The sequence below is a fragment of the Nocardia pseudobrasiliensis NBRC 108224 genome, from assembly GCF_001613105.1.
GTDB lineage: Bacteria > Actinomycetota > Actinomycetes > Mycobacteriales > Mycobacteriaceae > Nocardia > Nocardia pseudobrasiliensis.
The window spans coordinates 41,154-64,168 of sequence record NZ_BDBS01000057.1 but is presented as its reverse complement, the minus strand read 5'-3'; the positions used below and the strand labels follow the sequence as shown (position 1 = coordinate 64,168).

Genomic DNA, 23,015 nt, shown 5'->3' with positions numbered 1-23,015 from the left:
TGGTAGCGCGCACTTCTCGCGGGTCGGCTCGCCAACCCGCCACCCCGGCCGGCCCCGGCGCGCCTCCGATCGGTCCGACAGGACGGCCCGGAGCGGGCCGAGCGCCGGGCCTGACGGCCTCGCACATCCAACTCGGTCCGGGCGCGGCGCTTCCGGTCTCGGAGCGTTCGGTCTCCGGCTCTGGCCCCGACGCGCTCACCGCTCTGGCCCCGCCACCCTCCACTGCTCTGGCTCCGACACCCTCCGCTGCTCTGGCTCCGCCACCCTCCACTGCTCCTGCCCCGACACGCCTTTCGTCGGGGCGACACGCGTAATGACGGTGTGGGTGATACGCGGGCGGGTGGTTCGGCGATACGGGTTTCGATGGCAGGGGCGGTAAGGAACGGAGATGGTTCCCCGCAAAGTCGCGGGCAATCGCATTGGTTCCCAATTTGTTTCACGGCAGAAATATGTAAATATCTTTCAATCGTGGTGCGTGGCAACGCAATTGGTACGCGGAGGTTGGCAGTGTCGCAGGATGGGCCCGGGGGACGACGGGTGACGGGGTGGGTGGAGGCGGTGGGCGGTGGGCTCGCCGGCCGGAGTTCGCGGGGTGGTGAACGTCGGTGGGACGCCACGGAATTCGCGAATCGCGCCAATCGCCCATCCGGTTGCGGGTTATTTGCCATAAGGGACGAAAGACAATCCAGCGAACTGACTTGCCGGTACGCCACACGTGGGGCGCGGATTCGAGGTACGGTGACCGCTTGGTGAATTCCGACGGAATCGAGAGTGCCTCGGTGAGACGGGATTCGGCTTATGGTTGATGTGCCCGAACGTGTCGCGACCGGTCCGGCTGTTCGCGATGCCCTGGAGACCGCTTCGCAGGAGGCAGATCCGAGACGAAGAAAAAGCCCGGGTGCGCACCCCCTGCAGCGCACCCGGGCGTCGAGAACTATACCACCTGGTGTGCTTCAGGTTTCTCGCCATTTTTCGTACCAAAAGTTTGAAAACAGGGCAGTAGCCCGAGTTGAAGTAATTGAAAATCACATAACTTCGCGTCGAGGACTGTTCCCCATGGCGGTCTACCGGCGGCAAGTAGCTTCGGAGGCGTTTCGAGCATGGCACGGCAGCAAGAGCGGGCCCGCCGGACACGTGCGGCGATCATCAGGTCCGCCGCCGTTGAATTCGGAAAGAGCGGCTATGCCGCGGCATCGCTGAACCGGATATTGGAGGGCTCACGGGCCACCAAGGGGGCGATGTACTTCCACTTCGACTCGAAGGAGGATCTGGCTCGGGCGGTGCTGGACGCCGCCGTCGAGCGTTACCGCGCGACCACCGAAAGGTGGCTCGCCCGTACCGATATCGGACCGATGGACGTACTGCACGGGATGGTCGACGAGGTCGCGTTGCGGCTGGAGAACGACATCATCATCCAGGCGGAGTTCCGGCTGATCATCGAGCCGGAGTTCTATCGCGACGTACAGGCCGGGGGCGGACGCATCCTCGGCCGGGCCACGCGCATGCTGGCCGTACGGGCGGTCGAACAGAAGCAGCTGCGCTCGGACTCGGACCCGGATCGGTTCACCCGCACCCTCACCGCCGCCCTGGCGGGCCAGCGCTACATCGTCGATCTGATGGGCGTCGGAGTGGATCTGCGGACCCGCTTCACCGAGGCGCTCGAGGTCGTCATGGAATCGATGACGACCCCGGAGTGGCTCGACGAGTTCCGCCGCGACGGTTGGCGAGTGACCGCCCGGATGGAGGACCTGGGGGTCTAGTTGGGCCCCTGACCAGCCGATTTGGGAATCCCGTTCGCGCTGTCATAAGCTATGCGAGCTCCCAACGGAAGCCGTTGAGAAACGGACCGGAGAGATCCGGCGGGCCCCCTTCGTCTAGCGGCCTAGGACGCCGCCCTTTCAAGGCGGTAGCGCGGGTTCGAATCCCGTAGGGGGTACGGTGGCAACACCGTTGAGAGCAGAGCAAGGCCCTGTGGCGCAGTTGGTTAGCGCGCCGCCCTGTCACGGCGGAGGTCGCGGGTTCGAGTCCCGTCAGGGTCGCAAGTTGTGCTTGGCATTCGGTTCGGGTGCCTCCGGCCAGGTAGCTCAGTTGGTACGAGCGTCCGCCTGAAAAGCGGAAGGTCGCCGGTTCGATCCCGGCCTTGGCCACCCTCTCAGGCCCCCTTGCGCAAAGGGGGCCTTTGCCGTGTTCGAGGGTGATATGTGGGGGGCTCGCCCCCCACGCCCCCAGACCAGGGGGCTTCGCCCCCTGGACCCCCTTTCATTTCAGCCGCGCTTCAAAGGGTTTGGGGCTGGGGTGTGTCCTTGGTGGGGGTTGCGTGCCGGGGGTGGCATTTCTGGATGGGAGCTTCGCTCTGCGTTCTCGGGGGTGGGTTGTGGACGTGTCATGGGTTTTCTCGATGCAATTTCCTATGGGGTGTCTTCTTCCGTGGGGGGTGAAAGTGGGGGTGGGGTAGGGGTTTTGCTGTTTGATATCTGGGGTGGGGTGGGGAAGTCGGTCGGTTCGTTGCTAGCGCGGAGATTGCGGCGGGGGGCGCACGACGATTGCCAGTTCTTTTTTGAGTGACGATTGTCAATCGTTGTGGGGTGGGGATTGCTTGGGGGCTCGGATGAGGATTGCCAATCCTTCTCGCGTGGAATCTCTGTTGCTTGCGTTCGGGATTGCTGCCCTACTGCCGCCATTCCGTTGCCTGTTGCCGCCATTCGAGGACGGGCTTCGGTCGGGGTGCTTGGCGGTTCATCCCGGGTCGTTGCTCGGGCGGGGGTGATCCTTGTCATTTCGATAGCCGATTGCGATCGATGCGGGCGAATCGAAAACGCTTGTCCTATCGTGGATCTGCACGGCTCGTTGTGAAAGCCTCAGCGCAGGACGTTCACCGCGCGGGCTATCACCAATGACATCGTGGTCACCGAGATGGCGGCCTCCAGCATCATCGTGGATTTGGCCGGGCGGGACATGGGGAGGACATCGGTGGGACTGAAGGCGGTGGCGTTGGTGAAGGACAGGTACAGGTAGTCGGCGAACTCCGGTTCCCAGGTGGGATCGGTCAGTTCGGGGTTCTGCATCTGGACGAACATGAAGTCGGGGAACGGTTTTCGGGCATGGGCCCGGGCGGCGGGGCCGCCTCGGTCGTACTCCCAGTACCAGAGCGCGAAGGTGATCACATTGGTCAGCCAGATCGCGCCGCCGGAGCCGAGCAGGACCGCCGGATTGTCGCCGACGCGGCCGTCGATCAGAGCTAGCACCAAGCGGCAGACCGACCAACCCGTGGCGATGCCGAGCACGGTGGTCAGGGCCAAACTGGCCATCCGCAGCCAGCGCTCCTCACGGTCGATCCGCACCGGATTGCCGATGAACAGAACGATCAGCAGCAACGACTCCAGAACCGGCAGCAGCCACCACGGCTGGGGCGAGAACTGTTCCGGCAGCACCACTTGCAACACGATGATCCCGACCACAGCCGCCGTCGCCGCCAGCCGAGACTCACCCGTCGTACGACGGGCCCACGCGGGCACCTGATCATCGGTCGCCTCGTCCTCGGAGCCGGTCACGCGAGCAGTATCTCCCCGACCACTTCGTGGCGCGGGGACGATGGGCGCGAGTCGTGGTACGGGGACGATGGGCGCGAGTCGTGGTACGGGGACGGTGGTGCGTGTCGTAGTGCCGGGGACGGCGGACTCGAGTTGTGGTGCCGGAGACGGCGGACCCGAGTTGTGTTGCGGGAACGGTGGTGCGTGTCGTAGTGCCGGGGACGGCGGACTCGAGTTGTGGTGCCGGAGACGGCGGACCCGAGTTGTGTTGCGGGAACGGTGGTGCGTGTCGTAGTGCCGGGGACGGCGGACTCGAGTTGTGGTGCCGGAGACGGCGGACCCGAGTTGTGTTGCGGGGACGGTGGGTGTGCGTGGGGCGGGGGTGATCGGGGGTGGATCGGGTTGCGGGGCGGGTGGGCGCGAGCTGGGTGATGGGGATGACTCGGTGCGAGTCGCTGACAAGATCAGTGGGCGGTGCAATGCTGGTCACATGGGTGATTCGGATGGCGATTGGTACTACTGTCTCAAGCATCACCGGGCTGAGCAGGGGAAACAGCATTGGTTTGCGGAGCGGATGGGGCCTTATCCGGATCGGGCCACCGCGGAGCGGGCGCTCGATATCGTGCGCGAGCGCAATGCTCGCCAGGATGCCCGCGACGAGTCCTGAAGCGGGGACGCCCGAGTCGGACCAGCTCAGCAATTACCCAGGCGCATCCGCTACGGTCTGTGTTCAGCAGGACTGAGCGTGCATTCGACCGGAGGGTGACTTGTGAAGGTAACCGTGGTGGTGCCGACCTACAACGAGCGGGAAAACCTGCCGGTGGCGGTGGAGCGGCTGACCGCGCTGCCGGTCGCCGACCTGCACGTGCTGGTCGTCGACGACAACTCCCCGGACGGCACCGGCGAGGTCGCCGACAAACTCAGCGCCGAACTTCCCAATGCGGTGGGCGTCCTGCACCGCACCGAGAAGGACGGCCTCGGTCGCGCCTACATCGCGGGCATCACCCGGGCCCTGGACGAGGGCGCCGATGTCGTCATCCAGATGGACGCCGATCTGTCCCATCCGGCCGAGGTCATTCCGGCCATGCTCGACAAGCTCGAGACCTCCGGCGCGGGCGTGGTGCTCGGATCCCGCTACGTCCCGGGCGGATCGACCGCCGAGGAATGGAAGTGGTACCGCAAGGCGCTGTCGGCCTGGGCCAACTTCTACGTCAACCTCATCCTGCGCCTGGGCGTCAGGGACGCCACCGCGGGCTTCAAAGCCTGGAAGGCCGACACCCTGCGCGCGATCGACGTGGCCTCCATTCGCAGCAACGGCTACTCCTTCCAGGTCGAGATGAACTACCGGACCATCAAGAAGGGGATCTCGATCGCCGAGGTGCCGATCCGCTTCGAGGAGCGAACCAAGGGCGCATCCAAGATGAGCCTGCGCGTACAGCTGGAATCGGCGCTCATGCCGTGGAAGCTGCTGTTCGGCAAGCAGGTCTGAACCTCACCGCGTACTGAGCGCGGCATCCGCATCGGGTGCGGGCCAATCCAGCAGGGTCTCGACGAACAGCTGCCGCACCCGCTCGACCTCGTCGTCCATTTCCTGCGGATCCCAGCCGCTCACATCGATCGGCGCCAGCACCGCCACATCGACGACGCCCTTGCGCACGACCGCCGAATTGCGCCAGGCGATTTCGCCCGCATTGCGGATCACGATCGGGATGACCGGCACGCCCGCCTGGATCGCGATGTGGAAGGCGCCCTTCTTGAACCGACCCACCCGCGGCGTGAGTGATCGCGTGCCCTCGGGCGCGATGACCAGCGACAGGCCGCCGCGCAGCGTATCCACGACCGGCGCGAGCGCGGCCTTCGCCCCGGCGGTATCGGAGCGGTCGATGAACGTCGCCCCGGCGAAGCGCAGCAGCGGCCCGAAGATCGGGTTGCTCGTGACCTCCTGCTTCACGATGCCGGTAAAGCCCGAGCCCAGCACCTCGGCCAGGACCACCATGTCGAACTGGCTCTGATGATTGAAGACGAATACCGCCGGGCGGGGCTGTCGAGCGTGCCGCGCGCCGGTGATCCGGATCCGCACACCGGTCGTGCGCAGGGTGGCCTCGGCCGCGACGCCGATCATGGAATCGGCCATGCGCCGCTGATCGCGGGTGCCCGATTTGGCCAGCGCCCCGACCACCGCGCCGCCGAGCAATCCGGTGAAACCCGCTGCGGTGCGGGCGATATCGCCGATACCAGCGGCCCGGCGCGGCCGGAAGCTCAACACCGGCCAGCCGCGTTCGGTGGCCTCCATCGCGGTGCGCGGTGCGGGATTGACCGCAGTGGGGTGGCCCGCCAGTTCCAGTAGCGGCAGATCGGGGGCGGAATCGGCGTAGGCGTAGCTCTCGGTGAGATCGATGTCGCGGGCCAGCGCGAAACGGCGGACCGCATCGGCTTTCCCATTGCGCCACAGCGGTTTTCCATCCACGTGGCCGGTGAGGATGCCGTCCTCGGTCGCCATGGCGGTGTAGAGGACGTGCTCGATACCCAGTTCCGCGGCGGCGGGCAGTACCTGGAAGCGGGTCAGGCAGGTGGCCAGCACGATCGTGTGCCCGGCCGCCTCGTGGGCGCGGATCAGCCGCCAGGCCTCCGGATACAGGTGACCGTAAATCGTTCGGCGGAACAGGTTCTCGCCGAGTTCGGTGAGTTCGGATTCCGAATGTCCGGCCCAGGTGTGCATGGTGCGCTGCAGGAAGCGCTCGTATTCGCCCTCGCCCCGCGCGCCCCGAATGCTGGTGAGCAGGCCCTCGGCCAGTGCGCCGCGCGCGCCGCGGCGACGCAGCAGCCGTCCCGGGCCCGAGGGCAGGGTGAAGCCGTGCACGACCGTGCCGCCGAAGTCGAAGATCGCGCCCACCCGCGGGCCCCGCGGTCCCGAGCGGATCGCCCGCACCGCCGCGTCGACGCTCAGCTCCCCGGCCGTGCTCATCTACACCTCCACCCGGTTGGACGGATCAAGCGTGGCGGCCCGCGAGATGCGGGCGCCGATGGTCCGCAGTTCGTCGGCGAAGGCCCGGCGGCGCGCGGCCGGATCGACGCCCTCGGGATCGAGCAGGCCGTGATTGTCGGCGAGTTTCAGTGCGGTGGAGAACAATTCGGACGAAACCGATTCCGGGCTGTGCAGGCGCTGCTGCAACTGCATCTGGCGGCCGACGGCCAGACATTCGTCGAGGAACTGTTTGCGGTCCAGCGGCTCGTCGACCGCGCGGGCGGCCAGCCGCTCGGCCACCACCAGCTGCGCGTCGAAGAACGATCGAAGTACGCGATGGGCCATGATGAATCCGGTATCGGCGAGCCGGGCCAGAATGTCCGCGCCGACGGTCCCGTCGCCGGTGTGGTTGTGCCACTCGGGATCCACCAGCAGCATCTCCCGCGAGATCTGCGCGGCGAATTCGGCGCGCTCGGGGAAGAAGAATTCGAACTTCAGCAGATCGCGCAGCCGGTAGGCGGCCTCCCAGCCGGCGTCGAGCTGCTTACCCTCCGGCGCCTCGACCGCGGTGAGTACGGCCAGTTCGAGGATGGCGCGATTGACGAACCAGTGCACGGCGCTGTTGCGATAGAACGCGGCCTCGAGATGCGCCCCCGGTTCGATGGCGTAAACCGCTTCCAGCCCACCGCGATACACCGTCACGACCTTCGCGAGCGAGAGCTGTTCGAGCACGACCGCGACGCCGTGATCGGTGCGCAGCGCGGCGAGTTCGCCGCTGGGCAGGCCGCGACGTTCGATATAGCCGAGCACGGGCAGAACCACCGCACGCACCTCGCCCAGGGTGAGTGCGCGTTCGTGCACGCCGAGCAGAGCCAGGGTGACCAGGGCGTTGACGGTGATCGGGGTGATGGCGTTGATGCCGACGGCCACCTCGAAGGCCAAGCGTTGCACGGCCTTTCGCTCCTGCTCGCGGACCTCGTCCGGAAGCGGCTGGGCGGGACCGGTATCCGGGACCAGCGGATCGCCGTGTGCGGCCAGGCGACCCCGCGCCGACAGTGGCTCGCCGAAGCGCACGTAGACGTGTCCGGCCGAATGCTGTTGATTGCGAATATATCTGGCCAGCCAGGTGAGGCCCTCGGCCTTCTTCACGCCGCCGACCTGCTCGGTGGCGATCGCGCCGAGTTCGTTGAGGCGTTCGTAGGTGATCGAGACGGGCACCAGCATCACATCGTCCACGCGTCGGGCGCGCAGCGCGGCGGCGAGGTAGTTGAGCAGGCCGTAGCGCGGCGGACGCAGTTTTCCGGTTCGAGTGCGGCCGCCCTCGAAATACCACTCCATATTGAAACGTTTGGCCAGTAGATATGCGAAGTATTCCTCCACGACGGCCTTGTACACCTCGTCGTCGCCGAAACTGCGGCGAATGAATACCGTTCCGGTCCGCCGCGCGATCGGACCCATCGGCCAGAAACTCAGATTCGCGCCGCCGATCACATGATTGGGTGGAAAATCGTTGCGGCCCAGAACGTCTCCGAGGACGAAGGCGTCCACGTAGGAGCGGTGCGAGGGCAGGAAGACCAGCGGGTAGCGGCGATTGAGACGGCGCAGCCCGGCCAGGCCGGACGGTTCGAAGTCGACCTTCCACGCCGAGGCGTGCACCGGGCGCATGGCCTGGGTGAACAGGTCCGACACCAGACGGCTCTGGGCCGCAACCAATTCCCGCAGCGACTTCTCCGCGCGCCGGTACACCTCGCTCGGATCGACGCCGATATGCGCGGCGATGGCGTCGAGGCGGCGCAGGAATTCGGGGGAGTCGAGGATCTCCTCGACGACCAGCCGGGGGACCTTGTAGCGGTCGCCGATGACCGACCGTTCGGCGCGCTCGAGGGCGACGATGCCCGCGCGAACAATGGCGCGCGCGAACGGTTCCGCGCTCGAGGCGACGCCCGGATTGTTGGCGCGCAACTCGCTGAGCCGGGCGGGCTGACCGGTGAGGACGAGGTGGCGGTCCGGGGATTTGGCGACCAGTCGGCGCTGCATCAACCGGTGTGGTTTGCGGGGATTGCTCAGGCTCACCAGATCGGTGAAAGTGGTGCGGCGCACGCCGTCTCGCTCCGGCGGCAGCCACAGCACGCGGACGGGGACGACCAGCGGATCGTCGTGGCGGCCCACCAGCCGTTCGGCCACCGCGGCCGGATCCAGATCGAGCTGGGTGACCGGTGCGTCGATGCCGAATTCGGCGGCGATCCCGCCCTCGGCGAGCCAGCCGCCGATCAACTCGCGTTCCACCGAGGAGGAGGCGTCCACCAGTGCGACGGCCGAACGCGGCGCGGAATTCGGTGTGGTCGCGCTCGGGACGTCGGCGCGGTGCTCGATCATGGCGGGGCCCTCCATCAGGTGACGCTTCACCATTGAAGCGCGCTTGCCCACCGCCTCGATGTATTTCGTCTCTATTGATCATGATGTGCTCGTCCGCACACCCGCAGCCAACCGAGGTAATGCTAGCCTTACTTTCCAAGCTTAGGTAAGCATAACCTTGGAGGAATTGTGTCGACCACGGAGCGCGTGCGAATCGAGTGTGGGGATATTCCGGGGGCGACATTCACCGCGGCATGCGGAATCGATCCTGTCGCAGCGGTTTCCGCCCTCGCCGCGGCCGATCGGTTCGGCGAATACGTGATGTACGAACGTCCGGGGGAATGGGTGTTCGCGGCCGATCCGATCGGCAGTGTCGAGCTGGACGCCCATGAGCTCCGGGTCGACTGGGCGGGCGAGGTCACCGCCACGCCGTGGGAGGGCAGTCCCGCGCGCGTGATCGATCGGGCGCTGGCCGGGCTGGAGCTGGGCGGACGGCATGTCTACGGCTGGATCGGATTCGAGTTCTGTGCCTGGGCGCTGGGGGCGACCGAACATCTGGCCGCGCGAACGCCGCTGGCCCATCTGATGATTCCGCGGCTCGAGGTTCGGATCGGCGCGACCGGTGTGCGAATCACCGGGGCGGCGCTGGCGGAGGCCGGGGAGATCCACGAGATCATCGCGGCCGCGCAGGGCGTCGCGCTGCCGCGGTCGCGTCCGGCCGATATCGCCATCGATCCCACGGCGTATCGCGATCGGGTGGCCGGTGCCGTGGACGAGATTCGCGGTGGGCGGTATCAGAAGGTGATCCTGTCGCGGAAGGTCGATCTGCCGTATGTGGTCGATGTGCCGTCCACCTATCGACTCGGCCGGGCGCACAACACGCCCGCGCGGTCGTTCCTGCTGCGGTTGGGCGGGCTGGAGGCCGCGGGGTTCAGTCCGGAGCTCGTGGTCGCGGTCGATGAGAACAGGGTGGTGACCACCGAACCGCTCGCGGGCACAAGGGCTTTCGGCCGCGGTCTCGAGGTCGATCGGGCCGCGCGCACCGAACTGATCGGCGATCCCAAGGAGATCGTCGAGCACGCCATCTCGGTGCAGACCTCCTTCGCCGAGATCGCCGCCGTCGCCGAGCCCGGCACCACCGCCGTCTCGGATTTCATGGCCGTCCGCGAACGCGGCAGCGTCCAACACCTCGCCTCCACCGTCCGCGGCCGCCTCGCCCCCGCCCACAGCCCCTGGGATGCGGTGGAAACCCTGTTCCCTTCGGTCACCGCCTCCGGCATCCCCAAATCCGCCGGAGTCGACGCCGTCTTCCGCCTCGACCACGATCCCCGGGGCCTGTATTCCGGTGCGGTGGTGACGATCTCTCCCACCGGCTCCCTCGAGGCCACCCTCGTTCTGCGCGCGGTCTACCAGACCACCGAGGGCGCCTGGCTCCGCGCGGGCGCGGGGATCGTCGCGCAATCCCGCCCGGACCGCGAGTTCGAGGAGACCTGCGAAAAGCTTTCGAGTATCGCGCCTTACGTAGTGGAGGCTTAGGAGGAAAGGGGAGCGCCGCGGCCTTCTTTATTTCCCTGGGCACTCACAGCTGGGCGCGCAATGACTTCTTGTCGATCTTGCCTACGGCGGTGAGGGGGAGGTGATCTACCTGGCGGAGGGTGTCGGGGAGTTTGTAGGTGGCCAGGCCGCGGGCGGTCAGGAAGGCTTTCAGGTCGGGGAGGGTGGGCATGGTGTCGGTGACCACCAGGGCGGCGCAGACCTTTTCGCCCAGGGCCGGGTCGGGGAGGCCCACGGCGGCGGCGTGGCGGACCGCGGGATGGGCGAGGAGGTGTTCTTCCAGTTCGTCGCAGGAGATGTTCTCGCCGCCTCGGTTGATGACGTCCTTGATGCGGCCGGAGACGATCAGGTGGCCGGAGGGTAGGCGGCGGACCAGGTCGCCGCTGCGGTAGTAGCCGTCGGGGGTGAAGGCGCGGGAATTGTGTTCCGGCGCTCGGTAATAGCCGCGGATGGTGTACGGGCCGCGGGTCAGGAGTTCGCCCTCGTCGCCGGGGGCCACGTCGTTGCCGTCCTGGTCCACCACGCGGATCTCGTCGGCGGGGGAGAGCGGGCGGCCCTGGGTGCCGCACGCCAGATCGTCGGAATCGTCGAGGCGAGTGTAGTTGAGCAGTCCCTCGGCCATGCCGAACACCTGCTGCAGCCGCGCGCCCAGGGCGGGCTCCACCTCGCGGGCATTCACCTCGGCCAGTTTCGCCCCGCCGACCTGGACCAGGCGCAGCGAGGACAGATCGGCCTGCTCCCATTCGGTTGCCGCACTCCACAATTGGGCCAGCGGCGGCACCATGGCGGTCACGGTCACGCCGAAGCGCTCGACGGCCGCGAAGGCGCTCTCCGGACTCGGATCGTCGATCAGCGCGATCGAACCGCCCGTGGCGACCGTGCCGAGGATGCCGGGGCAGGCCAGCGGGAAATTGTGCGCCGCGGGCAGTGTGGCCAGGTAGACGTCCTCGGGGCCCAGTTCGCACACCTCGGCGCTGGTTCGGGCGTTATAGGCGTAATCGTCGTGGGTGCGGGCGATCAGCTTGGGGAGTCCGGTCGTACCGCCGGAGACCAGCATCAGCGCGATATCGCTCGCATCGACCCGCGGCAGCGGACCCTCCTCGCGGACAACCGAATTCACGTCGATGAACTCGCCCGGATCGCCCAGTACGAACACCCGCCGCACCGATTCCACTCGCTCGAGCACACCGGCGGCCAGCTCGCGATAGTCGAACCCGCCCACCTCGTCGGCGATGAGATAGGCCACCGCGCCGGACAATTCGGCCAGATGCTCGATCTCGGCCCGTCGATGGGCGGGCAGCGCGAGTACCGGAATGGCCCCGGCGCGCAGCAGTCCGAACAGCAGCGGGACGAATTCGGCCACATTGGGCAGCTGCACCAGAACGCGATCGCCGGGCACGATACCGTGCGCGCCGAATCCGCGGGCCACCCGATCGGCCGCGGCGTCGAGTTCGGCGTAACTGCGCGCACCGGTCTCGGTGTGGACGGCGGGCCGCTGCGGCCAGGTCCGCGCCGCCGTGCGCAGCAGTTCGCCCAGTGTCACGCCGGTCCAATATCCGTCGGCGCGATAGCGCTCGGCGAATTCCGAGGGGAACGGCACGAATCCGTCGCGATGGTCCGACGTGGCGGTGGATGTCGATGTCACGGGCGCGGACCTCACGATCGCAGGGCAGTTATCAGGGTCACCTAAGCTAGGTTAGGCAACCCTATCTCATTGCGTTACGCTATGGCCGATCGGCCGGAACAAGGAGTGACAGCGCATATGGAGTCAGGGCAGCACCGGGGGGTTATCGATAGCGCCGAGATCCGCGCCGCGATCGCCGCGCAACTCGGCATCGACGCCGCCGATATCGCGGGCGGCGACGACCTCATTCAGCTCGGCCTGGACTCGATCCGCACCATGAAGCTGGCGGGCGGCTGGCGCAAACGCGGGATCGATGTGAACTTCGCGCAGCTGGCGGCCGCCCCGACCGTCGACGCCTGGCTCGAACTGCTCGGCGGTGATCTCGGCGAACGGACCGAACCCGAGGTTCCGATCGCACCGGCCGATCCGGCCGCCGGAGATCCGTTCCCGCTGGCCGGTATGCAGCACGCGTACTGGGTCGGCCGCTCCGACGAACAGGAACTCGGCGGCGTCGCCGCGCATCTGTATGTCGAATTCGACGGCGGCGCAATCGATCCCGTCCGCCTGGAGCGTGCTGTCGGCGAACTGATCGCCCTGCACCCCATGCTCCGCACCCGCGTGCTGCCCGACGGGACCCAGCAGACGCTGCCGAATCCGGGCCGCCCGGTGTTCTCGGTCGTCGATCTGCGCGGCCGCGACGAGCGGGACGTGGAGGAAACCCTGGAACGCCTGCGCGACACCAAGACCCATCAGCGCCTGGCCCTCGAGGACGGGCAGGTCCTCGATATCACCCTCACGCTGCTCGACGACGATCGCAGCCGACTGCATCTGGATGTCGACATGCTGGCCGGGGACGCCATGAGCTACCGCGTACTCACCGCTGACCTCGCCGAGCTCTATCACGGCGCCCGACTGCCCGAGCCGAGCTACAGCTTCCGCCGCTATCTCACCGAGCGGCAGGCGGATCCGATTGTGCGTGAACGCGATCGGCAGTGGTGGCAGCAGCGACTGCCGGAACTGCCCGGCGCACCGGAACTTCCGACCGTGCCGGTCGGTCGTCGCGCCGAACCGCATCGCACCGTGCGCTACAACCACTGGCTCGCGCCCGAGGCCAAACAGCGCCTGCTCGCGGCGGCCCATCGGCGCGGCGTGACGCCGGCGATGGCCCTGGCCGCGGTTTTCGCCGAGACCATCGGAGGTTGGTCGGCCCAGCCGCGCTTCCTGCTGAATGTGCCGCTGTTCCACCGCGAACCGGTGCATCCGGAGATCGACCGCGTCATCGGCGATTTCACCTCCTCGATCATGTTGGAGGTCGATGTCACCGACAATGTCACCGTCACCGAGCGGGCCAGGGCAATGCAGCGCGGTATGCACGACAGCGGTGCGCACGCCGGTTACGCGGGGCTGGAGGTGCTGCGTGATCTGAGCCGGTTCCGCGGCGAGCCGGTGCTCGCACCGGTGGTCTACACCAGTGCGCTCAATCTCGGCGAGCTGTTCGCCGACCGGGTCACCGAAACCTTCGGCGAGCCGGTCTGGATCATCTCGCAGGGCCCGCAGGTGCTGCTCGACGCGCAGGTCACCGAGGTGCGCGGCGGACTGCTGCTCAACTGGGACGTGCGCCGGGACGCCTTCCCGGACGGCATGATCGACGCCATGTTCGCCTGCTACACTGCGGCGATCTCGCGGCTGGCCGAGGAGGCCGGCTGGGAGGCCGAGGCGGCGGTGCGGCTGCCGATCGAGCAGGCGGCGGTCCGCGCGGCGGTCAATGCCACCGACGGGCCGGTCAGCGGGCGCTGTCTGCATCAGGGCCTCTTCGAACATGCGGCCGTCGCGCCCGATGACACCGCGGTGGTGTGGGGGCTCGAGGGCGACGAAGGTCGTTGGAGCTACGGCGAATTGGCGCGGCAGGCGCTGGCCGTGGCGGGGGCGCTGCGCGGCGGCGGGGTGCGACCGGGTGACGCGGTGGCGGTGCAGCTGCCCAAGGGGCGCGATCAGATCGTGGCCGTACTCGGCGTGCTGGCCGCGGGCGCGGCCTACGTGCCCATCGGATTCGATCAGCCGGTGGCGCGACGAACCGAGATCCTGCGTACCGCAGGCGTTTCCGCGGCCTTGACCGTCGCGGGCGCGGATATGGGTGATCCGGGGCTGCCGTGTCTGGCGTTGGATCGGGCGCGCGAATATTCGAATCCGTTGGCGAAGCCGGTGTTTCCGGATACCGCGCAGATCGCCTACGTCATCTTCACCTCCGGGTCGACCGGTGCGCCCAAGGGTGTGGACGTGCCGCACAGCGGCGCGATGAACACCATCGATGCGGTCAACGAGTGGTTCTCGGTCGGCGGATCCGATCGGGTGCTGGCGCTGTCGGCGCTGGAGTTCGACGCCTCGGTGTACGACGTCTTCGGCATGTTCTCCGTCGGCGGCTCGCTGGTCGCAGTGGACGCGCGACAGCGCGCCGAGGCTACCACCTGGGTGGAATTGCTACGGCGGCATAGGGTTTCGATCCTCAACTGCGTGCCGAGCATGCTCGACATGATTCTGGAGATCGGCGGCGATCGGCTCGGGGATTCGCTGCGCGCGGTGACGCTCGGCGGCGACTGGGTCGGGGCGGAGCTCGCGCGGCGGTTGGCGCGGCAGGCGCCCGGCTGCCGATTCTCCGGATTGGGCGGGGCCACCGAGACCTCGATTCACAATACGATCTGCGAGGTGACCGATCCGCCCGAGGATTGGACCTCGATCCCGTTCGGCGTGCCGCTGCGCAATGTGCGCTGCCGGATCGTCTCGCCCGCCGGGCGCGACTGTCCCGACTGGGTGCCGGGTGAACTCTGGGTCGGCGGTGCGAATGTGGCCGCGGGTTATCGCAATGATCCGGAGCGGACCGCGCAGCGTTTCGTCGACTACGACGGGCTGCGCTGGTATCGGACCGGTGATATGGCCCGCTACCGGCCCGACGGCATTATCGAATTCCTCGGCCGTGCCGATCATCAGGTGCAGATCCGCGGCTATCGCGTCGAACTCGGCGAGGTGGAGCGGGCGCTGCGGCGCGCGCCGGGGGTCCGGCACGCGGTGGCCGAGGTGCTCGATGGTCATGCACCGAAACTCGTTGCGGCCGTTGCCGGTACGGTGAGCTCGGTCGAGGAGGTGCTGGCCGTGGTCGCGGAGCTGCTGCCCGGCTACATGGTGCCCACCCGCGTGGAGATCCTCGACCCGATGCCATTGACCCCCAATGGAAAACTGGACCGACGCGCGGTGCTGAACCGGCTGCGCGCGGGAGCCGCCGCGGCCCAGGACAATTCGCCGCGAGACGACCTCGAGGCCGCCCTGGTGGATATCGTCGCCGCGGTTTTGGGCGTCGACCGCGTCGGCGTCCACGACGATTTCTTCGCCCTCGGCGGCGACTCCGTCCTGGCCACCACCGTCATAGCCCGAGTCCGGGAATGGCTCGACGCACCCCGCGCGGTAGTCTCCGACCTGTTCGCCACCCGCACCATAACCGGCCTGGCCCAACGCCTCTCGGCCCACGAGTCCGACCCGACCCGCCTGCCCACGGTCGCCAAGCTCTACCTGGAAGTCGCCGCCATGACCGACGAGGAAGTCCTCGCCCAAGCCTGACCGGGCCCTCCGGGACTCACCGCAAAATACCCACGTCATAGAAGAACTCGTACCGCCGAGGATCATCCGGCAGGAACCAGTGGAACCCTTCCTCGAGAAACACCGCGACCAGGTTGATTCCGATCACCACCGCGAGGAAGGCGATCGCCGCTGTGCCGATGAGGCGGTGCGGGCGGGTGGGAATGGCGTCGGTGGCGGTTTCCTCGGCGAAGATCGTCACCACGCCTATGGTGGCGATGGCGGCGATGAACAGGATCAGGGCCCAGACGTAGAGGTGCAGGCCGAGGACCGGATCGCCGTAACCCGGATCGCCGGGCAGGATATGCAGCATGGTCTGACGCCAGGAGGTGAAACCGCCTGCGACACAGGCGACTATGGCCAGCCCCCAGCCGGTGGCGTAATCCTCGGCGGCCACCACGCCGGTCATGGCCTTGCGCACGATATAGGCGCCGCCGAGGGCGGCCAACAGCATGAACACCCGCTGCACCATGCACAGCGGGCACGGATAGTCCCAGGCGACGAACTGGGTGCCCAGGCCGCCGCACACCACACCGGTCCAGCCGACGACGAAAACGATCGCGAGCCGATACTGCAGCTGCCCCAGCCGCCCCCTCACCATGTCAGCCCCAGTCCGAGCCCGCTGGTGATGTGGTGGCGCAGCAGGATCAGCGTCAGGACGAGCACGAGCCACCATCCGGCCAGGACCCAGCGCCGGGATCGCCGACGATACAGTCCGACCACTACCACGAGCAGACCCGCGAAGATGATCGTGTCCATGGCCCGGAAAGTACCGTCGGCCGCGCCGATGATCCCGGATTCGGAATGGGACACGCCGTGACCCCCGCACCCCTCTAGACTCGAGAGCGTGAGCGGTTGGGACACATCCGATATCCCTGATCAGCGCGGTCGCACCTTCATCGTCACCGGCGCCAACAGCGGCCTCGGCGCGGCGACGACGCGGGCGCTGGTCGCCGCGGGCGGCCGGGTGATCATGGCGTGCCGGGACGAGATCAAGGCGCGAACGGTCGCCAATTCCATCGGCGAGGGCGCGCTGGTGCGGCGGCTCGATCTGGCCGATCTGGCCTCGATCCACGAATTCGCCGATTCGGTCGAGCGGGCCGACGTGCTGATCAACAATGCCGGCGTGATGGCGGTGCCGCTGAGCCGTACCGCCGACGGCTTCGAAATGCAGTTCGGCACAAATTATCTCGGCCATTTCGCGCTGACCGGGCTGCTGCTGGACAAGATTTCCGATCGGATCGTCACGGTCGGCAGCGGCGCCCACGTGATCGGCAAGATCGATCTCGCCGACCTGAACTGGGAGCGCCGCCGCTACGAGCGCTGGCAGGCCTACGGGCAGGCCAAACTGGCCGATCTGATGTTCGCCTACGAACTGCAGCGCCGGTTGAGCGCCAGCGGATCGGCGAAGCTGTCGGTCGCATCCCATCCCGGCTACGCCGCGACCGAACTGCAGTCGCATACCGAATCGTTCCTCGACTCGATCATGGCGCTGGGCAACCGGGTCCTGGCCCAGAGCGCCGAAATGGGCGCGCTGGGAAGCCTTTACGCGGCCACGGCGCCCGAGGTCGAACCGGGCGGGTATTACGGCCCCACCGGGTGGCGCGGTCTGCGCGGACATCCCGCGCGCTGCCGCTCCTCTGCCGCCTCTCGCGACGAGGTCACCGCGCGTCGCCTGTGGGAGCTGTCCGAACAGCTGACCAAGGTCGCCTATCCGTTCGCCCGTAGGTGATCCGGCTCACCGTCGAGGCATTGTCACACTCCAGGTCCGCGCTCCGTCCACTTGATACAGGCCGCCGCGAACGCGGCGGACACGAGTAAGGAGTCCGGTCATGGAAGCACGGGTCAACCTCTTCGCGAACGACGTCGTCACCAAGTTCTTCAAGCGGATCGGCAACGCGGGTCTGGCGATCGACAACTCGACGTTGCCCAAGGCCACCCAGGAACTGGTGAAGATCCGCGCCAGCCAGATCAACGGCTGCGGCTTCTGCACCGATATGCACACCAAGGACGCGACCGCCGAGGGTGAGACCGCGGTGCGGTTGAATCTGGTCGCCGTCTGGCGTGAGGCGACCGTCTTCACCGAGGCCGAGCGGGCGGCGCTCGCGCTGGCAGAGGAGGGCACCCGGCTCGCCGACGCGCACCGCGGCGTCAGCGACGAGACCTGGGATCAGGTGCGCAAGCACTACGACGACGAGCAGATCGGCGCGCTGATCTCATTGGTGGCGTTGATCAACGCCTACAACCGCCTCAATGTCATCGCGCGGACGCCCGCGGGGTCCTACGAGCCCGGCATGTTTTCCTGATGTGCGAGATGGGCGGTCACCTTTCCGCGTGACCGCCTGGTACAGTCCCTTTCGTGCAGCGCGCGTATTTCTGGTTTACCGAGCCGGCCCTGGGTGGGCCGGTCGGCGAGCCGCGCTGACCTTCCACCACCCCGAGCCGGATGACACAGACCGGCTCGTCGAGAATCTCCTCTCCGTGGGTCGGCCTGAGAAAAGGAACCCACGATGACAACCGCAGCCGATATCGAGGCCAATACCGCGGATCTGGATGATCAGCGCACGATCAGCGTCTCGCCGCTGCTGTCGCCTGCCGATGTGCGCCGCGCATACCCGACCGACGACCGGCTCGCCGATATCGTCCGCGCGGGACGCAAGGCCACCGTCGACGTGCTCAACGGCGTCGACGACCGCCTGATGGTGATCGTCGGCCCCTGTTCGGTGCACGATCCCGACGCCGCGATCGACTACGCCCGCCGCCTGGCCGCCAAGGCCGAGCAGGTCTCCGATCGGCTGCACGTGGTGATGCGCGTGTACTTCGAGAAGCCGCGCACCACCCTCGGGTGGAAGGGCCTGATCAACGATCCACATCTGGACGGTTCCTTCGACGTCAACACCGGGCTGCGACTGGGCCGGCGGCTGCTGGTCGAAATCTCCGCACTCGGTCTGCCGGTGGCCTGCGAATTCCTCGATCCGATCACTCCGCAGTACATCGCGGACATGGTGTCCTACGGGGCGATCGGCGCGCGGACCGCGGCCAGTCAGGTGCATCGGCAGCTGTCGAGCGCGCTGTCCATGCCGGTCGGCATCAAGAACGGTACCGACGGGGATGTGCAGGTGGCCGTCGACGGTGTGCGCGCGGCCGCGGCCAGCCACGTCTTCCCGGGCACCGATCTCGACGGTCGCTCGGCGCTGATCCGCACTACCGGAAATCCGGACTGCCATGTGATTCTGCGCGGCGGCAGTAATGGCACCAACTACGACGCCGCCTCGGTCGCCGAGGCCCGGCTACGCCTCGAGAAGGCGGGGCTGGCCCAGCGCGTGGTGATCGATGCCAGCCACGGCAACAGCAACAAGGACCACAACAGGCAGGTCGATGTGGTCACCGATATCGCCGAGCGGCTCGCCGCCGGTGAGCCGGGCCTGGCGGGTGTGATGATGGAGAGTTTCCTGATCGCCGGTCGCCAGGACCTGACCCTGGGCCGGGCCGAGGACCTGACCTACGGCCAGTCCATCACCGATGCCTGCCTGAACTGGGAGACCACCTCCGCCCAGCTGGATCGCCTCGCCGATGCGGTGCGGCGTCGTCGTCAGTGAGGGGCGTGCAGGCGCCGGACGGCCTCGTCGAGGGTCTGGCCCTGTTTGCAGAACGCGAAGCGCACCAGGCGATTCCAGGTGGCCTTGTCGTCGGCGAATACGCTGATCGGCACGGCCACCACGCCCAGGCGTTCGGGTAGTTCGCGGCAGAACGACAGCGCGTCGGCGCCGGAGAGCCCGGAGATATCCGCGGTGACGAAATACGTTCCGTCGCTGCGCTTCACCCCGAACCCGGCGTCGGCGAGGGCCTTGGAGAGGCGAACGCGCTTGTCGGACAGGCTGTCCCGCAGTGCGGCCACCCACTCCTGCTCGTGTTCGAGCGCATGGGCGACCGCGGGCTGGAACGGGCCGCCGCCCACGAAGGTCAGGAACTGCTTGGCCGCGAGCACGCCATCGATGAGCGGCGCGGGACCGCAGGCCCAGCCGATCTTCCAGCCGGTGACGCTGAATGTCTTTGCCGCGCTGGAGATCACCACCGTCCGCTCGAACATGCCGGGCAGGGTGGCGATGCTGATGTGCTCGTGCCCGTCGAAGGTGAGATGTTCGTACACCTCGTCGGCGACCACGATCAGATCGTGTTCGATCGCGAGTTCGGCGATGGCCGTGAGATCGGCGCGGCCGAGCACCGCACCCGTCGGGTTGTGCGGCGAATTCAGCAGCAGCATGCGGGTTTTCGGTCCGATGGCCGCGCGCAGCGAGTCCAGATCCAGGGCGAAGCCGTCGCCGTCGGGCACCAGCCGCGCGGTGCGGCGGGTGGCCCCGGCCAGTGCGACCGCGGCGGCGTAGGAGTCGTAGTACGGCTCGATCAGCGCCACCTCCTCGCCCGGTTCGACCAGACCGAGAATGCTCGCGGCGATCGCCTCGGTGGCGCCGACGGTCACCAGCACCTGACTGTCCGGGTCGTACTGCACGCCGTAGCGGCGCAGCCGGTCCGCCGCGATCGCCTTGCGCAGCGTCGGGACGCCGCGTCCGGGCGGGTACTGATTGAAGCCGTCGGCGATGGCCTGCCGCGCGACCGTCAGCATTCCGGCCGGACCGTCGGTGTCCGGAAAGCCCTGACCGAGATTGATCGCGCCGTGGCGGATGGCCAGTTCGGTCATCTCGGCGAAGATCGTCGACGCGAACGGGCGGAGTCGGCTGACGGTCGGGATCTGCTGCATGATCACAAGGTAGTCCGCTCAGGCCACGGCGGTGTGATCGGTGCTGGAGCGGATGCGCAGGCGGGCGGACAGCACGATGCGCTGCGGCGGGAATTGTTCGCCCGCGATACGGCGGAGCAGCAGTTCCGCGGCGCGGCGGCCGATGTCGTAGCTGGGCTGTTCGACCAGGGTGATAGGGGGAGCGAAACCCGCCCAGCTCATCTCGTCGAAACCGGCCAGCAGCACATCCTCGGGGAAGCGGACCCGGGCGCGGGCGAGCGCGTCCAGCGCGCCGACCATCATCAGATTATTGGCCACGAACAGGCCGTCGGGGCGTTCGGGCAGGTCGAGCAGGGCCTGGGTGGCCGCGCGTCCGCTGTCGGCCCGATAGTCGCCGCGCACCTGCAGCGCCGGATCGAGCGGGAGTCCGGCCTCGCGCAGCGCGGCCCGGTACCCGGCCAGTCGACTGGTCGCGGTCGAGGCGTCGGAGGGTCCGGTGATCATGGCGACGCGTCGCGCGCCCGCGGCGATGAGATGGTCCACCACCTCCTTGGCGGCCTTTTGATTATTGACCGTCACGCTGTCGATCTCGGCCCAGCGCAGCCGCCGGTCGATGGCCACCACCGGAATCCCGCGCTCGGTGAGGATATCGATGCGGCTGGCGCTGGTCGAGGACGGTGCGAGCACCACCCCCGCCATCCGCTCGGCCGCCGCCACCTCGAGGTAGCGCTGCTCCTTGTCCAGGCTCTCGTCCGAATTGGCAAGCACCACAGAGTAATCCCGCTCGTTGGCGGCATCCTCGACGCCGCGGGCCAGAGCGGTGAAGAACGGATTCTGAATATCGGCGATGATCAGGCCGAGCACCTTGGTGGCCCGGGTGCGCAGCGACCGGGCCGCGCTGTTGGGTCGATACCCGAGCTTGGCGACCGCATCGCGCACCCGCTCGCCCAGATCCGCGGCGACCCGGGGATCGGCGTTCAGCACCCTGGACACCGTGGCGGGCGACACCCCGGCCAGTGCCGCGACGTCGCGGATCGTCACCGCCATTCACCACCGCCTTTACCTACCCCGCTGAGAAAACGATTCCTCATCATTGTTGCCGAAGCGCCCGGTTTCGCCCAAAAGGCGCGTGTGACCGGTCCCCTTGTGCGAACCTAGGCTTTCAGAAAACGATTTCTCGCGAGAGGGCGGGGAGGCCGGAGAATGGCTCGTATCGGGCTGCTGTCCATGTCCGACGGACGCGACTTCGTTCATCGCGACATCACCGAATTCATCGGCGCCAGTGCGACTTCGGTGGCCGAGGCGCTGCGGACCGCGGGCCACGAGGTGATCGTCGGCGATATCGTCTGGACCAACGAACTGGCCACGGCCGCCGCCCGTCGGTTGGCCGACGAGCGCGTGGATCTGACCGTCTTCCACTACGCCGTCTGGGCGTTCCCGCACTTCACAATGCTGGCGGCGGAGGCGACTCCGGGTCCGCTGCTGCTGTTCGGCGGCCTCGATCCGGTGCAGCCCGGCATGGTCGGCATGCTCGCCGCGGGCGGCGCGCTGGATCAGATCGGCCGTCGGCACGCCCGGGCGTGGGGCGATATGAACGATCCCGACACCCTCGCCCGGGTGCTCGAGCGGGTGCGAGCGGCCGCGGCGGTGCAGGGGCTGCGGGGTTCGACCTTCGGGCGCATCGGCGGACGGCCCATGGGCATGTACACCGCGGTCGCCGATACCGATCAGTGGATGCGCACCTTCGGCATCGATGTCGAGGAGATCGATCAGTGGGAGATCGTGCGGCGCAGCGAACTCGTCGAGGCCGGGCGGGTGAGTCAGGCCCGGCTGTGGCTGGAGAAAAGCGCCGCGGGCGTGCACTACGACGGGAAGGCCCTGACCCCCGAACTGCTTGAACGCCAGATCCGTTCGTACTACGCCATGCGCGAACTCATCGACGAATGGCATCTGGATTTCTCCGGCATCAAGGGCCAGCCCGAGCTGACCACCCACTTCGCCACCATGGATATCGCCGAGGCCTTCCTCAACGATCCCTATGACTGGGAGGGACCCAAGCCGACCCACGTCACCGCGACCGAATCGGATATGGACGCGGCCCTGACGATGCAGTTGCTCAAGGGCCTGTCCGGCACCCCGGTGCTGTTCGCCGACGTCCGGCACTATCACGCCGATCGGGATGTGTGGGATCTGTGCAACTCCGGACAGCACGCCACCTGGTTCGCCGCGCGCTCGGACGATCCGCTGGAGAATCTGGCGCGCACCCACTTCTATCCGGAGGTGTTCTTCTTCCCGGCGGGTGGCGCGTCGGTGCATCATCTGGCCGCGCCGGGGTCGTTCACCCTGGCCCGGCTCACCCGCCTGGACGGCCGCTATCGCCTGCAGGCGATGCGCGGCGAATTCGAGAACTATGACACCGCGGCCAACGAGGCGATGATGCGAATGTCGACCTTCGAATGGCCGCACGCCTTCGCGCGGCTGCACGTGGATGCCACCGAATTCCTGAATCGCTTCGGCGCCAACCATATTCATGCCATACCCGGGGAGTATCTGCCCGAGCTGCGCGCGATCTGTGAGCTGCTGGACATCGACTACGACGGATTCGGCGACGCTGCCTGAGGA

17 protein-coding genes and 3 tRNA genes are annotated in these 23,015 nt (G+C 67.6%); 12 read left to right on the top strand and 8 right to left on the bottom strand.

Annotated features, from left to right (window positions below):
- Positions 1–1,100: 1,100 nt before the first annotated feature.
- The 4 genes from NP4_RS34725 to NP4_RS34710 all read left to right on the top strand — a co-directional run bounded on the left by NP4_RS34725 (position 1,101) and on the right by NP4_RS34710 (position 2,147).
- Entirely contained in the window at positions 1,101–1,760 is a 660-nt protein-coding gene (locus tag NP4_RS34725) for a TetR family transcriptional regulator (protein WP_068006957.1), read from the top strand.
- Between the two features lie 103 nt (positions 1,761–1,863).
- Positions 1,864–1,936 (top strand) — tRNA-Glu (locus NP4_RS34720).
- 29 nt (positions 1,937–1,965) lie between these two features.
- A tRNA-Asp gene (locus NP4_RS34715) sits at positions 1,966–2,039 on the top strand.
- A 34-nt stretch (positions 2,040–2,073) separates the two neighbouring features.
- Positions 2,074–2,147: transfer RNA gene (locus NP4_RS34710), tRNA-Phe, on the top strand.
- 711 nt (positions 2,148–2,858) lie between these two features.
- Here the strand turns inward: NP4_RS34710 and NP4_RS34705 are convergent.
- Positions 2,859–3,551 carry a hypothetical protein gene (locus tag NP4_RS34705; protein WP_211335976.1) on the bottom strand — a complete coding sequence of 231 codons (693 nt, stop codon included), beginning with the start codon at positions 3,549–3,551 and terminating at the stop codon, positions 2,859–2,861.
- Positions 3,552–4,020: 469 nt separating this feature from the next.
- Between NP4_RS34705 and NP4_RS41835 the strand changes: the two genes are divergently transcribed.
- Together NP4_RS41835 and NP4_RS34700 are read left to right on the top strand one after the other, a co-directional pair.
- Complete coding sequence (locus NP4_RS41835; RefSeq protein WP_169813847.1) at positions 4,021–4,197, top strand: hypothetical protein; 177 nt, start codon at positions 4,021–4,023, stop codon at positions 4,195–4,197.
- Between the two features lie 120 nt (positions 4,198–4,317).
- Positions 4,318–5,019, top strand: a complete 702-nt coding sequence (locus tag NP4_RS34700) for a polyprenol monophosphomannose synthase (protein ID WP_068007026.1) — start codon at positions 4,318–4,320, stop codon at positions 5,017–5,019.
- Positions 5,020–5,022: 3 nt separating this feature from the next.
- On the opposite strand, the gene NP4_RS34695 is transcribed toward NP4_RS34700, so the two are convergent.
- Both NP4_RS34695 and NP4_RS34690 read right to left on the bottom strand, forming a co-directional pair.
- Positions 5,023–6,495, bottom strand: a complete 1,473-nt coding sequence (locus NP4_RS34695; protein WP_082876482.1) for an HAD-IB family hydrolase — start codon at positions 6,493–6,495, stop codon at positions 5,023–5,025.
- Positions 6,496–8,871: a glycerol-3-phosphate 1-O-acyltransferase gene (locus NP4_RS34690; RefSeq protein ID WP_082876489.1), complete on the bottom strand. Its 2,376-nt coding sequence runs from the start codon at positions 8,869–8,871 to the stop codon at positions 6,496–6,498.
- A gap of 165 nt (positions 8,872–9,036) precedes the next feature.
- On the opposite strand from NP4_RS34690, the gene NP4_RS34685 reads away from it, so the two are divergent.
- Positions 9,037–10,386 carry a salicylate synthase gene (locus NP4_RS34685; RefSeq protein ID WP_373863887.1) on the top strand — a complete coding sequence of 450 codons (1,350 nt, stop codon included), beginning with the start codon at positions 9,037–9,039 and terminating at the stop codon, positions 10,384–10,386.
- A 43-nt stretch (positions 10,387–10,429) separates the two neighbouring features.
- Here the strand turns inward: NP4_RS34685 and NP4_RS34680 are convergent, their stop codons facing one another.
- Positions 10,430–12,049: a (2,3-dihydroxybenzoyl)adenylate synthase gene (locus NP4_RS34680; RefSeq protein WP_068006954.1), complete on the bottom strand. Its 1,620-nt coding sequence runs from the start codon at positions 12,047–12,049 to the stop codon at positions 10,430–10,432.
- Positions 12,050–12,166: 117 nt separating this feature from the next.
- Between NP4_RS34680 and NP4_RS34675 the strand changes: the two genes are divergently transcribed.
- Entirely contained in the window at positions 12,167–15,637 is a 3,471-nt protein-coding gene (locus NP4_RS34675; protein ID WP_068006951.1) for a non-ribosomal peptide synthetase, read from the top strand.
- 16 nt (positions 15,638–15,653) lie between these two features.
- Here NP4_RS34675 and NP4_RS34670 read toward each other — a convergent pair whose 3' ends face one another.
- Complete coding sequence (locus tag NP4_RS34670) at positions 15,654–16,256, bottom strand: disulfide bond formation protein B (RefSeq protein ID WP_068006948.1); 603 nt, start codon at positions 16,254–16,256, stop codon at positions 15,654–15,656.
- Complete coding sequence (locus NP4_RS34665) at positions 16,250–16,468, bottom strand: DUF5993 family protein (RefSeq protein WP_068006944.1); 219 nt, start codon at positions 16,466–16,468, stop codon at positions 16,250–16,252. The genes NP4_RS34670 and NP4_RS34665 overlap by 7 nt, the downstream gene beginning before the upstream one ends.
- Before the next feature lie 34 nt (positions 16,469–16,502).
- On the opposite strand from NP4_RS34665, the gene NP4_RS34660 reads away from it, so the two are divergent.
- The 3 genes from NP4_RS34660 to NP4_RS34650 all read left to right on the top strand — a co-directional run bounded on the left by NP4_RS34660 (position 16,503) and on the right by NP4_RS34650 (position 19,254).
- Positions 16,503–17,387, top strand: coding sequence for an oxidoreductase (locus NP4_RS34660; protein WP_068006939.1), 885 nt, complete (start codon positions 16,503–16,505; stop codon positions 17,385–17,387).
- A gap of 100 nt (positions 17,388–17,487) precedes the next feature.
- Entirely contained in the window at positions 17,488–17,961 is a 474-nt protein-coding gene (locus NP4_RS34655) for a carboxymuconolactone decarboxylase family protein (RefSeq protein WP_068006934.1), read from the top strand.
- 204 nt (positions 17,962–18,165) lie between these two features.
- The gene (locus NP4_RS34650) at positions 18,166–19,254 is read left to right on the top strand and encodes a 3-deoxy-7-phosphoheptulonate synthase (protein ID WP_068006930.1); all 1,089 of its coding nucleotides are present in this window, start codon (positions 18,166–18,168) and stop codon (positions 19,252–19,254) included.
- Here the strand turns inward: NP4_RS34650 and NP4_RS34645 are convergent.
- Together NP4_RS34645 and NP4_RS34640 are read right to left on the bottom strand one after the other, a co-directional pair.
- Positions 19,248–20,414: a pyridoxal phosphate-dependent aminotransferase gene (locus NP4_RS34645; RefSeq protein ID WP_068007012.1), complete on the bottom strand. Its 1,167-nt coding sequence runs from the start codon at positions 20,412–20,414 to the stop codon at positions 19,248–19,250. The two genes, NP4_RS34650 and NP4_RS34645, sit on opposite strands and share 7 nt — an antisense overlap.
- 18 nt (positions 20,415–20,432) lie before the next feature.
- Positions 20,433–21,440: a LacI family DNA-binding transcriptional regulator gene (locus NP4_RS34640; RefSeq protein WP_068006927.1), complete on the bottom strand. Its 1,008-nt coding sequence runs from the start codon at positions 21,438–21,440 to the stop codon at positions 20,433–20,435.
- A gap of 156 nt (positions 21,441–21,596) precedes the next feature.
- Here NP4_RS34640 and NP4_RS34635 point away from each other — a divergent pair, with 156 nt between their 5' ends.
- Entirely contained in the window at positions 21,597–23,012 is a 1,416-nt protein-coding gene (locus NP4_RS34635) for an L-fucose/L-arabinose isomerase family protein (RefSeq protein ID WP_068006924.1), read from the top strand.
- Positions 23,013–23,015: the final 3 nt, after the last annotated feature.

What these genes read in the sequence shown, in the direction of transcription:
- NP4_RS34725 (WP_068006957.1), top strand. Translation starts at nt 1,101, where the DNA reads ATGGCACGGCAGCAAGAGCGGGCCCGCCGGACACGTGCGGCGATCATC.
- NP4_RS41835 (WP_169813847.1), top strand. Translation starts at nt 4,021, where the DNA reads ATGGGTGATTCGGATGGCGATTGGTACTACTGTCTCAAGCATCACCGG.
- NP4_RS34695 (WP_082876482.1), bottom strand. Translation starts at nt 6,495, where the DNA reads ATGAGCACGGCCGGGGAGCTGAGCGTCGACGCGGCGGTGCGGGCGATC.
- NP4_RS34690 (WP_082876489.1), bottom strand. Translation starts at nt 8,871, where the DNA reads ATGATCGAGCACCGCGCCGACGTCCCGAGCGCGACCACACCGAATTCC.
- NP4_RS34675 (WP_068006951.1), top strand. Translation starts at nt 12,167, where the DNA reads ATGGAGTCAGGGCAGCACCGGGGGGTTATCGATAGCGCCGAGATCCGC.
- NP4_RS34670 (WP_068006948.1), bottom strand. Translation starts at nt 16,256, where the DNA reads ATGGTGAGGGGGCGGCTGGGGCAGCTGCAGTATCGGCTCGCGATCGTT.
- NP4_RS34655 (WP_068006934.1), top strand. Translation starts at nt 17,488, where the DNA reads ATGGAAGCACGGGTCAACCTCTTCGCGAACGACGTCGTCACCAAGTTC.
- NP4_RS34650 (WP_068006930.1), top strand. Translation starts at nt 18,166, where the DNA reads ATGACAACCGCAGCCGATATCGAGGCCAATACCGCGGATCTGGATGAT.
- NP4_RS34645 (WP_068007012.1), bottom strand. Translation starts at nt 20,414, where the DNA reads ATGCAGCAGATCCCGACCGTCAGCCGACTCCGCCCGTTCGCGTCGACG.
- NP4_RS34640 (WP_068006927.1), bottom strand. Translation starts at nt 21,440, where the DNA reads ATGGCGGTGACGATCCGCGACGTCGCGGCACTGGCCGGGGTGTCGCCC.
- NP4_RS34635 (WP_068006924.1), top strand. Translation starts at nt 21,597, where the DNA reads ATGGCTCGTATCGGGCTGCTGTCCATGTCCGACGGACGCGACTTCGTT.